General features: G+C 63.0%; 16 protein-coding genes. 9 read left to right on the forward strand and 7 right to left on the reverse strand.

Annotation, left to right across the window (positions count from 1 at the left end):
* Nucleotides 1-98 precede the first annotated feature (98 nt).
* Both ACZ5TB_RS09335 and ACZ5TB_RS09340 read left to right on the forward strand, forming a co-directional pair.
* On the forward strand, nt 99-284 hold the full coding sequence (locus tag ACZ5TB_RS09335) for a hypothetical protein (RefSeq protein WP_097092364.1): 186 nt from the start codon (nt 99-101) through the stop codon (nt 282-284).
* Complete coding sequence (locus tag ACZ5TB_RS09340; protein WP_464791031.1) at nt 281-652, forward strand: hypothetical protein; 372 nt, start codon at nt 281-283, stop codon at nt 650-652. The genes ACZ5TB_RS09335 and ACZ5TB_RS09340 overlap by 4 nt, the downstream gene beginning before the upstream one ends.
* 10 nt (nt 653-662) lie before the next feature.
* Here the strand turns inward: ACZ5TB_RS09340 and ACZ5TB_RS09345 are convergent, their stop codons facing one another.
* Together ACZ5TB_RS09345 and ACZ5TB_RS09350 are read right to left on the reverse strand one after the other, a co-directional pair.
* Complete coding sequence (locus ACZ5TB_RS09345; protein ID WP_464791032.1) at nt 663-1478, reverse strand: hypothetical protein; 816 nt, start codon at nt 1476-1478, stop codon at nt 663-665.
* A gap of 35 nt (nt 1479-1513) precedes the next feature.
* Nucleotides 1514-2743 (reverse strand): TIGR04063 family PEP-CTERM/XrtA system glycosyltransferase, encoded by a 1230-nt coding sequence (locus ACZ5TB_RS09350; protein WP_464791033.1) that lies wholly within the window; start codon nt 2741-2743, stop codon nt 1514-1516.
* A gap of 200 nt (nt 2744-2943) precedes the next feature.
* Here ACZ5TB_RS09350 and ACZ5TB_RS09355 point away from each other — a divergent pair, with 200 nt between their 5' ends.
* From ACZ5TB_RS09355 to ACZ5TB_RS09375, 5 genes are all read left to right on the forward strand, one after another.
* Complete coding sequence (locus tag ACZ5TB_RS09355) at nt 2944-4311, forward strand: putative O-glycosylation ligase, exosortase A system-associated (protein ID WP_464791034.1); 1368 nt, start codon at nt 2944-2946, stop codon at nt 4309-4311.
* Nucleotides 4311-5030 (forward strand): hypothetical protein, encoded by a 720-nt coding sequence (locus ACZ5TB_RS09360; protein WP_464791035.1) that lies wholly within the window; start codon nt 4311-4313, stop codon nt 5028-5030. The genes ACZ5TB_RS09355 and ACZ5TB_RS09360 overlap by 1 nt, the downstream gene beginning before the upstream one ends.
* Before the next feature lie 67 nt (nt 5031-5097).
* Nucleotides 5098-6102, forward strand: a complete 1005-nt coding sequence (locus ACZ5TB_RS09365) for a DNA topoisomerase IB (protein ID WP_464791036.1) — start codon at nt 5098-5100, stop codon at nt 6100-6102.
* A gap of 24 nt (nt 6103-6126) precedes the next feature.
* Nucleotides 6127-7290 (forward strand): mechanosensitive ion channel family protein, encoded by a 1164-nt coding sequence (locus ACZ5TB_RS09370; RefSeq protein ID WP_464791037.1) that lies wholly within the window; start codon nt 6127-6129, stop codon nt 7288-7290.
* 88 nt (nt 7291-7378) lie between these two features.
* Complete coding sequence (locus tag ACZ5TB_RS09375) at nt 7379-7777, forward strand: hypothetical protein (protein WP_464791038.1); 399 nt, start codon at nt 7379-7381, stop codon at nt 7775-7777.
* Here the strand turns inward: ACZ5TB_RS09375 and dgcA are convergent.
* Entirely contained in the window at nt 7771-8748 is a 978-nt protein-coding gene (gene dgcA / locus ACZ5TB_RS09380) for an N-acetyl-D-Glu racemase DgcA (protein ID WP_464791039.1), read from the reverse strand. The two genes, ACZ5TB_RS09375 and dgcA, sit on opposite strands and share 7 nt — an antisense overlap.
* 103 nt (nt 8749-8851) lie before the next feature.
* On the opposite strand from dgcA, the gene ACZ5TB_RS09385 reads away from it, so the two are divergent.
* Complete coding sequence (locus tag ACZ5TB_RS09385) at nt 8852-10138, forward strand: class I SAM-dependent methyltransferase (protein WP_464791040.1); 1287 nt, start codon at nt 8852-8854, stop codon at nt 10136-10138.
* 53 nt (nt 10139-10191) lie between these two features.
* Nucleotides 10192-11979: an ABC transporter transmembrane domain-containing protein gene (locus ACZ5TB_RS09390; RefSeq protein ID WP_464791041.1), complete on the forward strand. Its 1788-nt coding sequence runs from the start codon at nt 10192-10194 to the stop codon at nt 11977-11979.
* A 24-nt stretch (nt 11980-12003) separates the two neighbouring features.
* Here the strand turns inward: ACZ5TB_RS09390 and ACZ5TB_RS09395 are convergent, their stop codons facing one another.
* The 4 genes from ACZ5TB_RS09395 to ACZ5TB_RS09410 all read right to left on the reverse strand — a co-directional run bounded on the left by ACZ5TB_RS09395 (nt 12004) and on the right by ACZ5TB_RS09410 (nt 14311).
* Nucleotides 12004-12321: a PilZ domain-containing protein gene (locus tag ACZ5TB_RS09395; protein WP_464791042.1), complete on the reverse strand. Its 318-nt coding sequence runs from the start codon at nt 12319-12321 to the stop codon at nt 12004-12006.
* A 186-nt stretch (nt 12322-12507) separates the two neighbouring features.
* Nucleotides 12508-12930, reverse strand: a complete 423-nt coding sequence (locus ACZ5TB_RS09400; RefSeq protein ID WP_464778199.1) for an ExbD/TolR family protein — start codon at nt 12928-12930, stop codon at nt 12508-12510.
* Between the two features lie 20 nt (nt 12931-12950).
* Entirely contained in the window at nt 12951-13439 is a 489-nt protein-coding gene (locus tag ACZ5TB_RS09405) for an ExbD/TolR family protein (RefSeq protein WP_464778200.1), read from the reverse strand.
* 113 nt (nt 13440-13552) lie between these two features.
* Complete coding sequence (locus ACZ5TB_RS09410) at nt 13553-14311, reverse strand: MotA/TolQ/ExbB proton channel family protein (RefSeq protein WP_464778201.1); 759 nt, start codon at nt 14309-14311, stop codon at nt 13553-13555.
* Nucleotides 14312-14353 lie beyond the last annotated feature (42 nt).

Consider the following 14353-nt stretch of genomic DNA (forward strand, 5'->3'; position numbering starts at 1 on the left):
AGGAATTTTCCTAGACAAGTAGGAAATAGGGGAAGAGATAGGAAAACACTTAGAGATTCGCAGGGGGCGAATCGCATTGAAGAGGGAGATTGAACCGCATGCTGATTCGCGCCGTAGAGAAGTTCCTGCGGGACAACGGCATTCCGGCGACACGCTTTGGTCGTGAAAGCGTTCGCGATCCCCGTCTGGTGTTCGACCTGCGTCAAGGTCGCGAACCGGGGGAACGGATCAAGAGACGTATAGAACATTTCATGAACACATATCGCAGGAGCGCGGGTCAATGACAAGTCTGGATCATCTCCGCCAAGGCCGGAAACTGGTCGAAAATGAAGGAAGGCGCCTGAGCGGACAGGACCCCCTGCCCCGACTGCTCGCCCAATTGATCGAGCGTGCGGGCGAACCTGCGAGCATCGAACGCGCCATCAGCCGTCCCTGGGCCAGCGCATTGTTCCAAGGGAGGCGGCACGTCATTACGCTGCGGATAAAGGGACCGGACGCCAAAGATCGGCGAACCCGGTTTGCCGAGGGACTGGAGGAAGCGGAATGGACGCTGCCCAGACATTTTGTCGCCGACATCACGATTGACGGCGGCAGATCGGATGCGGATGACGAATGGATCGAACTGTCGGCGCTCACCATCGAAGATTGGTGAGCGGCAGTTCTCAGCGCGCCCGATCCGCCATGGCTCGCAATGTGCCAAGCGCGGCGCGCAGCGCCTGATCGACATCATCCTCGACCCGATCCCGCACCGGGACCCGCTGTTCGGTCGGCATGTCAGCGATGACACCGTTGGCGGCAGCAGTCCTGGTGCCGCGCACACGATCGGTGAGGCCTTTTTCGAACCGCGCGGTGAGTTCAGCCAGTGAAGGCAGGCCGGGAGCTGGCGGGATGTCGTTGGACAGCGTGGCGGGGGTGGGATCGGAGGCAATGACGCTCACGGCTTCAATTACATCGCTGTCCGAGGTTTCTTCTGGCGTCGGCGCGCCGGGCAAGATCATGGCCTCTGCTTCCGGTTGATCCGATTCGAACTGTTCACCGCGCGCAGGGCCAATCCGGGGGAAAATCTCCAGACCGCCAAAGTCGCGGCTGGCAAAGATGGGGGCACGCGCCGGGGCGTCGGGATGCGCGTCGGCGCGGCGCATCAGCGGGCGCGATATTCTGGAGGCTCCCGAGGTCCGGCCGCGAGACAGCCAGTTCAGCTTCGGCAATGCAAAACCCATTTCACTCACTCCTGAAACGCTGCGAGAGCGTCGATCCTTTTTCATCGGCACGGGCGCCGCGTTGAAACCTACAAAGCCCATCGCCATCAGCGCGCCGAAGCCCGCAACGAGCAGGCGTGCCTTCAATCCCAATGGCGGCGCGGCGGCTGGCAAGGCTTCGCTTAGCCCGCTCGACGCGACGATTGTCTCGATCAGTCCCACTGGCATCGCCAACAGGATCAGCGCAAACGCCAGCCCTGCTAGCACGGCCGGGGTCATCGCCCTATGAAGTCGAACCACCGCCATGTTTCAGTTCACGCGGCAGCGCGAACGCGCGCGATCCGCTGCGCCAGCAACCGCTCATAGACAGGCCCATAACGCAGAATATTTGACGACCAGTTACGGTCACGCTCGACAAAGGCGCGAGCGGTCGCCCGCCGATCATCCCAGAAGCCACGATCAGCAAACATCTCTGCCAAAGCGGCCGCAATGGCAGCCGGATCACCGGGCGCGAACAGCGTGCCGGTCACACCATGCTCGATCAATTCGCGATGACCACCGACATTGGAGGCAGCCACCAGCCGCCCCTGCGCCATTGCCTCCAGCGGTTTGAGCGGGGTCACAAGATCGGTGAGCCGCATCGCCTTGCGCGGATAAGCGAGGACATCGATCTGTGCATAATAATCCTCGACCTCATCATGGGGGACGCGCCCGACGAAGACGATATGGTCGGCAAAAGGTGAGGCCGTCGCCTGGTCGCGCAGCGCCTGTTCGCGCGGGCCGCCGCCTACCAGCAGCAGCTTGACCTTGGGCCGCGCGCGCACCAGCCGAGGCATCGCGGCGATGAGGTCGTCCAGACCTTCATAATCATAGAAGCTGCCGATGAAGCCGATCACGTCGGCGCCCTCAAGCCCCAGCCTTGCGGTGAGCGCCGGATCGCGGCGCACCGGCGTTCCGAATTGCTCCATATCCACGCCGTTGGGCGAGACGATGATCTTGGCCGGGTCAATCCCGCGCGCAACCAGGTCGCCGCGCAACCCTTCGCAGATGACCGCGACGGCATCGGCTGCCCGAACCGCATGGGTTTCCAGCTGCCGGGTCAGCCAATAGCGGGGGCTGCCCTCGGTGCCGGTGCCGTTTCCAACGGCTGCATCCTCCCAGAAGGCGCGGATTTCATAGATCATGGGAATGTCGTGCCGCTTGGCCGCGCGTTGCGCCGCCATGGCGTTGAGCACCGGCGAATGGGCGTGGATCACATCCGGCCGCCACCGAGCGATCAGCGAATCGATGGCATCCGCATGCGCCGCTATGTCCCGCCATTCGCGCAGCAACGGATTGCCGGTTGCCGGTGCGCCCGGCGTGCGATGAAAATGAAGGCCATCGACGACCTCTTCTGCTGGACCTTTGGCGCCGTGACGCAATCCGGTGATTCCCCGCACGTCCCAGCCCTGCGCCATTTGCGCTCGCAGGATCGCACGCGTGCGGAAGGTGTAGCCGCTATGCATCGGCAGGCTGTGATCGAGCACATGAAGTATCCGAGTCATGACGCTTGTTGTGGCGGAAAAGGTTTAACGGCCCGTCAACTCTGCCGCGCTAGGGAAAGGGTGTGGCCATGGAAGAACCCTTAGCGCGATGATTGACGCCCTTTCCCTGCTGATCAGCCATGGCGTGATCATGCTGGCGGCCTGGCGCCTGCTGCCGCGCGCCGATCTGGATGATGAATCGCAGGTGAAGCAATCGCGCGATGCGTGATCTGTTCTTCCTCGCTTTTCTCGGCGCCTTCTTCCTGCTGGGGTTGCGGCGTCCATTCCTGCTCGTGGCCGTCTACGCCTATATCGACATCGTCTCGCCGCAGCGGCTGTCCTACTTTCTTCTGAACCGCATCCCGATTTCCGCGATCGCCTTTGCTCTGGCGGTGGGCGCGTGGCTGCTGGTTGACAAGAAAACCGACTGCCGCTTCTCCATGCGCCAGCTGTTGCTGCTGATCCTGCTGGCCTGGTGCGGCTATACGACCGCGACGGCGGATTTTCCGCTGAACGCCCATACCAAGTGGGAATGGGTGTGGAAGGCGATGATCTTCGCGATCTTCCTGCCGCTCACCCTGCGCACCCGGCTGCGGCTGGAAGCGCTGGCGCTGTTCATGGTGCTGTGCGCGAGCACGATCATCATCAATGGCGGCATGAAAACGGCGCTGTCGGGCGGCGGCTATGGCGTCCTCAACCTGATGGTCGATAATAATAGCGGCCTTTACGAAGGCAGCATCATCAGTTGCGTCGCCATCTCGCTGATCCCGCTCATCCTGTGGCTGGCAAAGCATGGGACGATCTTTCCGCCGGACTGGCGGGTGCGCACCTTCGCCTACGCGCTCTGCCTTGCCTGCCTGCTGATGCCGATCGGCACAGAGGCGCGCACCGGCCTTGTCTGCATCGTCATCCTCGCGGGCATGATGCTGATGCGGTCAAAGCGGCGCTTTGTCTATGGCCCATTGCTGGCTGTGGCCGCGCTGGCCGCCATCCCCTTCCTGCCCGCCAGCTTCACGCAGCGCATGTCCACCATCGAGAATCATCAGGGCGACGAAAGCGCTTCCACCCGCCTCGCGGTTTGGAAGTGGACGCTGGACTATGTGAAGGAGCATCCGGGCGGCGGCGGCTTCGACAATTACCTACAGAACAGCTTCACCTATTTCACGCAGGAACGGGTGACCGACAGCGGCGGATCGCGCATGGAGCGGCGGCTCGTCACTGACAAGGGCCGCGCCTATCATAGCGCCTATTTCGAAATGCTGGGCGAGCAGGGCTATTTCGGCTTCGCGCTCTGGCTGCTGATCCACCTCATCTGCTTCATCCGCACCGAAGCAATCCGCCGACGCTATGGGGGCCGCGATGGTCCGGGCGAGGCATGGGTCGCGCCCTTCGCGCTGGCGCTTCAGCAAGGCCATGTCATCTACATGATCGGATCGCTGTTCGTAGGCATCGCTTACCAACCCTTCATCTTCATGATGCTATCGCTGCAAATCGGCCTCGACACCTATCTCGCGCGCAAGCAGCGGGAGGGCGCGCGAGCCCCGGCCATTCCGTTGCGGCCCTTAAAGCCGATCACAGGGGGAGTATGATGAGCGGAGAACTCCGCATTCTGGGCATCGCCCATGGCTTGTTGCTCGGACTGGTGCTGGCGTCGCCCATGATCGGCAGGGAGTTCCTGCCCTGGGGCGTGGAGGCGCTGTTCATCATCGCCGCCTTCCAACTGCGGCTTGCCGACCGGCGATGGGAAACCCGCGCGGGCCTGCGCGGCTGGGTCAGCCATATTCGCATGGCGCCCGGGCGCCTCGTCCCCTGGGCTGCCACGGCGGTGGTGGCGATCATCGCGGGGCCAGAGCAGTCGGCGCTCGCCGGATCGATATTGGCGGCGGTGCTGATGGCGGAGCTCCTTCTTTATCCTGCCGGAGCCTATCTGCTTGGCCGCCTGCCCCGTGCCGGGATCGCGCTCCTCATCCTTCTGCTGCTCATCGGCTGCGGCCTCGCGGGACAGGGTCAGCCTGCCCGACTCGCCATGGCTTTCGCGCTAGGGGTGAGCGGTTGCATATTCTGGATGCGCGGGCCGGACGGTGAAGCACGGTCCACCATGATCGCCGGAGCCACAGCCGTGGGCTTCTTCGCGATCGCACTGCTCTTGCCCGGTACGGCGATGATCGCCATGCCCGCCGCGATATTGGCCGCGACCCTCACTCTCGCGCACCTATCGGTTATCCGCCGCCATCCAGAACATTGGCGGTTGCGCAGCAGTGGCACATTTCGTTGGCGCTTGACTGGCTCACAGCCCGGTCGTTCCTGACCCGACGCGCCAAGGCCGGGAACGCAAGCGCGGTAAGGCGGGTTAATGGCTCTTGAGAAGGAGCCAAATGCCGCAACGCCTCGTCCACGCCAATGACAGCCTGCCGGGAATAGCGCGCCGCCCATTGAAACGGGGATGGGCCTATTTCCTCCCCGATGGCACGCGGATCACCGACCGGGACGAAATCGACAGGCTGAACGCGATCGGCATGCCTCCAGCCTACCGGGATTGCTGGTTCTGCCCGCTACCGCATGGCCATATCCAGGCGACCGGCTACGACGACCGGGGGCGCAAACAATATCGCTATCATCCCGAGTTCCGCGCCGCTCGAGAGGCGGAGAAATATGGCGGATGCGCCTTGTTCGGCCGGGCGCTCCCCCGCCTGCGCGCGCGCATAGAGGCGGACCTGTCGATACGTGGCTTGCGCAAGGAGCGCACCCTGGCCGCCGTTGTCCGCCTGCTCGACCTTGCCAAGGTGCGCGTGGGCAATGAACAATATGCCGCGGCGAACAAGAGCTTCGGCGCCACGACCCTGCGCCGCCGTCATGTCGATCTTACCGGGCAGAAGCTGCGGCTGCGCTATCGCGCGAAGTCGGGGCGCGAGCATGACCTGACGATCAGCGACCGGCGGCTGCTCCGCTTCGTGCGCGCGATGCAGGACCTGCCGGGGCAGCATCTGTTCCAATATCTGGACGAGGAAGGGATCGCCCGGCCGATCACCTCCGGGGACGTGAACGCCTATATCGCGGAAGCCATGCGGCATGACTTCACCGCCAAGCATTTCCGCACATGGGGCGCATCGGCCGTTGCTTTCGAGGCGCTAGCCTGCGGCCCCGTATCGCTCGCACAGATGGTCGCGCCCGTGGCCGAAGCGCTGGGCAACACGCCCGCCATCAGCCGTAAAAGCTATATCCATCCAGCGCTGATCGAATTGTGCAAGTCCGGACAGGATGAATGGCGGGCAGGGCTTCGCTTGCCGCGCAGTACGCGCTATCTCACCCGTTACGAACGCGGATTGATCGCCTTTCTGGAAGAATGCGGGGCAAGCTCCTCTCGTCCTCTGGCGGCCTGACCGCTTACATTTTCAGGGATCCCCATGGCTGCAAAGAATGACCCGGCCTTCACGGTTCGCGCTCCCAACCTTTCGGAAATGTGGCACGCCACGGCGAACTGGTTTGCGATTCACTCTTTGCAGATAGTGATCGCCGTCGGGATCGGCGTCGCCATCTATCTCGCCCTCGCCGCGCTGCGGCAGTTCGGCAAGCGGTTCAGGGGCAAGCCGGGCAGCACGCTCGGCGTTTCCAACGTCGTTGGGCGTGCTATCGCCCGGACCACCCACTTTTTCATGGCCCTGGTCGCCGCGCGGCTGGTGGTCAGCTACGCCAATCCTCCGCAAATGGTGATGAAGACGGTGGCCTTCCTCTTCACCATTGCCGCCGTTTTCCAGGCCGCCATCTGGGCGCGCGAGATCATCCTGGGGTTGGTCGAACGCAAGACCGTGGGCGAAGACGCTCATGGCGAAACCCTGGCCAACGCCATGGGGTTGATCCGCGTCCTGGTGACCTTCGGCCTGTTCGCCATCGCCCTGGTGGTCGTACTCGACAATCTGGGCGTCAACGTAACGGGTCTGGTCGCGGGCCTTGGCATCGGCGGCATCGCCATCGGCCTCGCGGCGCAGGGCATCTTCTCGGACCTGTTCGCTGCGCTGTCGATCATCTTCGACAAGCCCTTCCGCCGGGGCGAGGTGATTACCTATGACCTGACCACTGCACGGGTCGAACGCATCGGCCTCAAGAGCACACGCCTGCGCGCCATGACGGGCGAGAAGAAGGTCATCTCCAACGCCAACCTCCTGCAAAAGGAGATCACCAGCCTTCAAACGCTGGAGCAGCGCCGGGTGACCTTTGCGATCGGCATCATCTACCAGACCGCCGATGAAAAGGCCGACGCCATTCCGGAATTGCTTGAAGAAATCGTGACGGCGGAAGGCATGAACTTCGTCAATGCGGGCTTGGTTCGCTTCGGCGCGAGCTCGCTGGATTATGAGCTCAACTTCGATGTGCCCTACCCCGATACGCATGATTATTTCCAGTCGCGCCATCGCATCGGCCTTGCGATCTGGAAGCGGTTCAAGGCGGAAGGCATTGAATTTGCCTATCCCACCCAGACCAGCTTTACCGCAGCCCCGGACGGACGGACGATCATGCCCTATCCCGATCCGATCCATATCGACCATGAAGGGACTGCGCGGATCACCTGAGCGGGTTTTCGATTCGCTTCGCCTTCCCCTTGCTTGCCTCGGCCCTGTCAGCCGGTCAGGCAGCAGCATCGCTGATTGGGGAATGAAGATGTTGTCACGCACCAAACTCGCTGCCGCTGCACTGATGGGCTCTCTCGCCATCACTCCTGCGGTGCACGCCGAAGGGCTTGGAGCCGAAGTCAATTACGGCCGGGCGAATGGTCATTGGGGCACCGAAATCGGCGCTGGCTACGCACTGGACGTGGCGGGTTTCAGCCTGACCCCCGGCGCGGGCGTCTACCTGCGCGATGGTGAGGCCAAGCTGTATGGCCGGGTCGAGGCGACCTACCACCTGCCCGCCTTCGCGACGATCGGCGCGGGCATTCGGTTTAGCGGTGACCACAGCCGCCCCTATGCCACCATCGCGATGCCGATCGTCCCGAAGCTGCGCGTGAAAGGCAATGTGGGGCCGAAATATTATGCGGTGGGCCTGACCCTCGGCTACTGACCCATGCCCCAAAGCGCGCCCGGTTGGAGCATGCCGTCTTGCAAGGCGAGGGCACCATCCCTGTCCTCGGCGAGCAACAGGGCACCATCCAGGTCTATCCAGTCGGCGCCCTGTGCGACCAACGCCGCAGGGGCAATCCCGAGCGATGTGCCGAGCATGCATCCGGCCATGATGCGGAAGCCCTGCGCCCGTGCCGCGCGAGCAAGAGCCAGCGCCTCAGTCAACCCGCCCGCCTTGTCCAGCTTGATATTGACCGCGTCAAAGTCCCCCAGTCGATCAAGGTCGGCGCGCGTGTGGCAACTTTCGTCCGCGCAAAGGGGGAGCGGCGCCTTGACGCCCGCCAGCCTGTCCTCACGCCCGTGAAAAACCGGCTGCTCCACCATTTCCACGCCGAGTTCGGCCAGAGCGCCCGCTTCCGCCGCAATGTCGAGATCGTGCCAGCTCTCATTGGCATCGACGATCAGCCGCGTGCCCGGCGCCCCGGCACGAACCGCTGCAATCCGGTCCCTGTCCCCCTCACCCGTCAGCTTGCATTTCAACAGAGCAAAGCCCCTACCCGCCGCGGCACGGGCGTCGGCCTCCATCTGGTCCGGATCATTCAGGCTGATGGTGAAGGCGGTGGGCAGCGGTGCAGGGGGCTGAACGCCCGCCAGTTGCCAAACGGGAATGCCCGCCCGTCTGGCCTCCAGGTCCCACAGCGCACAATCAAGCGCGTTGCGCGCCGCGCCTCGGGGCATCGCTTCGAGCAGTGCCTCGCGATCCAGTGGTCCCCGATAAGCGCTGATCGCGGCGGCACAGCCTTCGGCTGTTTCACCTTCGTAATAAATAGGCGTGCCTTCGCCCCTGCCCATATGTACGCCATCGCTCACGGTACAGACCACGACGTCCACAGAGGTTTTGGCGCCCCGGCTGATGATGAAGGCGCCCGCTACCGGCCAGCGTTCGATGGTGGCGGAAATTATACGGGTCATCGACGTTTCCTGAGCGGCAAGTTAGGGACCGGACACAGGCTCTATGCGAGAATCGCGGGCCGCCGCATAGTCCCGCCAGATCTTATATAAGGATGGGTGCATCGTGACTTCCCGCGAATTGACCGGCTTTCTTTCCCTGGCCGAACAGCAGGACGGTGCGGCACAACGTCGGCTGTCCGACCTGGCATGGCGCATCGGTTTTGGGGCGATCAGTTGGCCGTGGCTGCTCGCCAGCCTTTCGGGTGGACGCAAAGCCGACAAACGCGCTCTGATGGATGAGCTGAACCTGCCCCATGATGCGCTTCCCCATCTTGGCAGCTGGAAGGCGGACGTCGGTTTCCTACGCCATATCGTGCGGGAAATTGCGCGCTTGCGGCCTGCACAGGTCGTGGAGTTGGGCGCAGGCGCTTCCACATTGGTCGCGGCCAAGGCCTTGGCGATGCATGGTGGTGGCCGCCTGACCAGCTTTGACCAGCATGGCGGCTTTGTCGATGCCACCCGCAACTGGCTTTCCGATCATGGTCTGCAAGCCGACCTGCGCCATGCGCCGCTCGCATCGGAGAGCAGCGATTGGCCGGGGCGCTGGTATGCGCTGGACGATCTGCCTGAGCGCATCGACCTGCTGATCATCGACGGGCCGCCATGGTCGGTCCATCCGCTGGTACGGGGCGCAGCGGACAGCCTGTTTGCACGGCTGTCGCCCAACGCGGTTGTCTTGCTGGATGACGCGGCGCGGCCCGGCGAGCGGATCGTGGCGCGGCGCTGGCGTCAGCGCTGGCCGCACATCAATTTCCGCCTGATGCATGACGGCACCAAGGGCACGCTGGTCGGCCGCAGGCGTGACATGTCGATCCCGGTGGCCAACGATAATGAAAGCGGGCGCGGCTGGCAGCATTTGCGCCGGACAGCCGTGATCGCGGGGCTGCTAGCGATCGGCTGGGTTGCCCGGGGTGCGCTGGGCGAGTTTCCGCAGGCGGCGCAGGCCAGTCCCTTCCTCGACGAAGCAGCGGCGTCCCACCGTGCTGGCCTGTTGCGGCAAAATATGGCGTCTCAAGTCGAAAGCGCGACCCTCAATAGCGAGGAAATACGCCGTTCAACCGGGATCATCCTGCCATCCTTTCCCGGCAGCTGGCGTGTTACCGACGTTCAGCTCTTTCCGACACCCGACAGCCCGGCCATCGCCATCTCGATTGTGACACCGACAGGCGAACAACTCTCCTTCTTTGCGGACAAGGCCGAAACGCCTGCGGAAGGACGTCCCCTGATCGCCCGGCGCGCAACCGATATCATCGCTTATTGGGAAGCTGGCGACATGGCCTACGCGCTGACCGGGCGCACGGCCGCCCGCCGCATCATGACGCTGGCGGCGGAGATTACACCTTCCAGCTGACGCGCCGCTGATCCTCGTTGAGGCTTGCGCCGGGGGCTGCTAAGCGCGCGCCCATGCAAGATGCGGAAAAGCCCATGCCGCGCGGCGGCGCGCGTTCGTCCCTAGGCAGCCTCGCCATGCTGTGGCGGTTCGCCACGCGCTATCCCGGACGGATCGCCGCCGCGCTCGCCGCGCTGATCGTCTCATCCGCCGCGACGCTCGCTATCCCCAGCGGCTTCCGCCTGGTCATCGATCGCGGATTCATGGGCGGCGGCGATATCAGTCGTTGGTTTCAGTATCTGGCTTTGATTGTGCTGATCCTTTCCCTGGCGACAGCGGCACGCTTCTACTTTGTGTCCTGGCTTGGGGAACGGGTGGTGGCCGATATCCGATCGGCAACGCAGGCTAATCTGCTGCGCCTCGAACCCCGCTTTTTCGAAGAGAACCGGCCGTCTGAAATCGCGTCGCGCATGACGGCGGACACCGCCATCATCGACCAGATCGTGGGTTCAACCGTATCGGTCGCCCTGCGCAACCTCGTCACCGGGGTGGGTGGCCTCATATACCTCTTCGCCCTCGCGCCCAAGCTCGCGGGCCTTCTGGTGCTTGGCATCCCTATCATTCTGGTCGTGATGATCAGCCTCGGTCGCCGTGTACGGCTTCTCTCCCGCGCCAGCCAGGACAGGCTGGCCGCCGTCGGCAGCGTAACGTCCGAAGTGCTGGGAGCCATGAAGATCGTTCAGGCATTCGGGCAGGAAGCGCGGGAATCCGCGCGCTTCGACACCACGGTGGAAGCAGGATTTGCGACAGCCCGGCGCCGCATCCTCCTCCGCGCGGCGATGACAGCCGTTGTCATCGCTCTGGTCTTTGGATCGATCACTGCGGTGATGTGGCAAGGCGCGTTGGATGTTGCGGCGGGCAGGCTTTCAGGCGGCAGCATCGCGGCGTTCGTTCTCACCGGAGGCCTTGTCGCGGGCGCATTCGGCGCGCTGTCCGAAACCTGGGGCGACCTGCTCCGGGGGGCTGGCGCGGCGAGCCGCTTGCATGAGCTTATGACAGCACAGCCCGAAATCGTCGCCCCTGCTTTGCCCAAGCCGATTCCCCAGCTTCCGCACGGCGCGCACCTCCAGTTCGACGGGGTGCATTTCAGCTATCCCACGCGACCGGGCGAAGCCGCGCTGCACGGCATCTCGATCGATATTGCGGCGGGTGAAACAGTGGCAGTCGTCGGGCCGTCAGGTGCGGGCAAATCCACGCTGATCCAACTTGCGCTACGCTTCTATGATCCGGAGACCGGGGCCGTCCGGCTGAATGGCGTCGATCTGAGGGATGCCGACCCGGCAACGGTTCGGAATATGATGGCGATGGTTCCGCAAGACAGCGTCATCTTTGCTGCATCGGCGCGGGACAATCTGCGCTTTGGCCGCTGGGACGCGTCGGACGAGGAGATTTGGGGAGCAGCGCGCGCAGCCAATGCAGAGACGTTCCTGCGCGCGCTTCCCGAGGGGCTGGATACATTTTTGGGCGAAGGTGGAGCCCGGCTTTCCGGCGGCCAAAGGCAGCGCCTTTCGATCGCGCGCGCCTTGCTCCGCGATGCGCCGATCCTGTTGCTGGACGAGGCGACCTCTGCGCTGGACGCGGAATCGGAGCGGCTGGTCCAGGACGCACTAGCGCGCCTGATGCAAGGGCGCACGACAATCGTCATCGCCCATCGGCTGGCAACGGTTCGCGCTGCTGACCGGATCATCGTACTCGATAATGGTCGCGTGGTGGAACAGGGTAATCATGCCGCACTGATGACCGAAAAGGGTCTGTACGCGCGTCTGGCGACCCTTCAGTTTCAGGATGCACCAGCGGCCTGAGGCCGGTCGGCCTTCAAAGCTATATTATCGGCTGATCCTGACGATATGATCAAGGATGGCAGGGTGCAGGGGCCGTTCGAACCGGCAACCTGCTTCATGGCCCCGTGTCCAGAGGACATGAGCGCGTCGGCCTTCGAAGCCAGGCAGCATGACCCATAGGGAATCACCTGCGGCCAGCTTCATGAAGCTCTGCAGGAGGAAGCCATTAACAGACAAGTCGGCGACGCTGCTCTTGAACCAGTTTTCGCTTGGCCGTCTGACCTTGACGGGCACCTGAATATAGCGCCGATCAGTCTGGCGACCGCGCTTTTGGTTCAGGTCCAAGTGCAATTCAGCGCCCATGATCAAATGCGTTCCTTTGGGCGGAACATCTCACATTACGGTTAAGGAACCGTTGAGGCAGGGACCAAAAAAAGGGCCGCCGAAGCGACCCTGTAGATAACCCAAAGCTGATTGCGTCACCCCAGCCCGCGCCCGGAAACGGGAAGTCGAACATTCCCGGCCAGACAGCGGCGGCGTAGCCAGCTCTTAGAAGTTTCCATATTGTTCATTGCCCACGAAGCCCAGCTTCGTGACGCCAGCACGCTTGATCTCGGCCAGAACCTGATCAACGACGACATAGCGGGTCGCGGCATCGGGCTGGAACTGCAATTCGGGTTCGACCGGCAACCGCAGCGACTGCTGCAGATACTGACGCAGGGTCAGCAGGTCGATGGCCGAACCATTCCAGGTGATTATGCCGCCAGGATCGATCGCGACCTTGTTCTTGACAGGGTCGATGACGCTGTCCGTGGGCGGCGCATTCTGAGGTAGGTCGATCTTGACCGCGTGGGTCTGGATCGGGATCGTGATGATGAACATGATGAGGAGAACGAGCATGACGTCGATCAACGGCGTCGTGTTCATTTCCATCATCGGCTCGCCATCATCTTTTCCGGCGCTCATTGCCATGGGGCGATACTCCTAAAAACTTAGAGCCGCTGCACCGTCGAACCCGGTTCGGGTTCGGAGATGAAGCCGACCTTCGGGAAACCGGCGCGCTGCATCGTGTAGATGGTGCCGCCGATGCACCGGTAGGGGGTATTGATGTCCCCACGAATATGCACTTCGGGCAGGTCCTCAGGCGTCATGTTCTCAACGCCACCTGCCTTCTTGATGTCCGCCTCCAGCTTCGCGACCGCGCGGTCGAGAAGTTCGTCCGAAGACACCCTGGTCAGGTTCCAGTAAACCGCGCAGCTGCCATCAGAAGCCTGCGTGATCGATAGCGACACATTCTCCGGCTTCGTCGTCGTCGGCTCGAATGCGACCTTGGGGAGCTGTAGCTGAACCGTCTGGACGACGACCGGAACCGCGATGAGGAAGATGATGAGCAACACCAGCATGACGTCGACGAGCGGCGTCGTGTTGATGTCGGACATCGGCTTGTCTTCACCGCCGTCGGAGCCAACACTCATTGCCATTGATAATTTCCTAACATGCGTGTCGATGGCGCCCCGTTATTCGGGACCCATGGCCGGTGGGGAAGCAGCGGTCGCAGCCGTCCACTAACCCCCACACCGGCTCCTTGACCCAATCAGGCCTTGGTCGGAGCAGCAGCCGTCTTGGCGGCAGGCGCAGCCGGGGCAGTCGCGAACGAAGGCTTAACAGCGCCGTTCGACACCAGGTGAGCCAGCAAATCGACGGTGAAACCGTTCAGCTGTTCGGCGATCGACTTGTTGCGACGCTGCAGGAAGTTGTAGGCAAGCACGGCGGGAACGGCCACGGCCAGACCCAGCGCGGTCATGATCAGAGCTTCACCGACCGGGCCGGCAACGGCGTCGATCGAGGCCTGACCGGCAGCGCCGATCTTGATGAGCGCGCGGTAGATGCCGATAACCGTACCGAACAGACCGATGAACGGCGAAGTCGCACCGACGGTCGCGAGGAACGCCAGACCACCGCCCAGCTTCGAGTTGATCGAGGCTTCCGAACGGGCAAGCGAACCGTGCAGCCAGTCATGCGCTTCAACCGGATCGGTCAGCTTGGTGTGTTCTTCCTGAGCCTTGATGCCGTCATCGACGATCTGCTTGTAGGCCGAGTTCTTTTCGAGCTTGGCCGAACCTTCCTTGAGGGTAGCCGCGCGCCAGAAGGTCGCACGGACCTTCTTGCCCTGGTTGAGAACCTTCTGCTGTTCGATCAGCTTGGTGAACAGGATGTAGAAGGTGCCGACCGACATGCCGACCAGGATGATGAACACGGTCCATGCGATGGTGCCGCCCTGCTCCAGGGCTTCCATGAGGCCGTACGGATTCTCCGGCTTGGGCGCCGCAGCTGCTGCGAGATACATCAACATTTTCAAGACTTCCCTCTCAAAAGGATCAATAAAAGGGGAAGG

This window comes from Sphingobium sp. TomTYG74 (assembly GCF_055393875.1).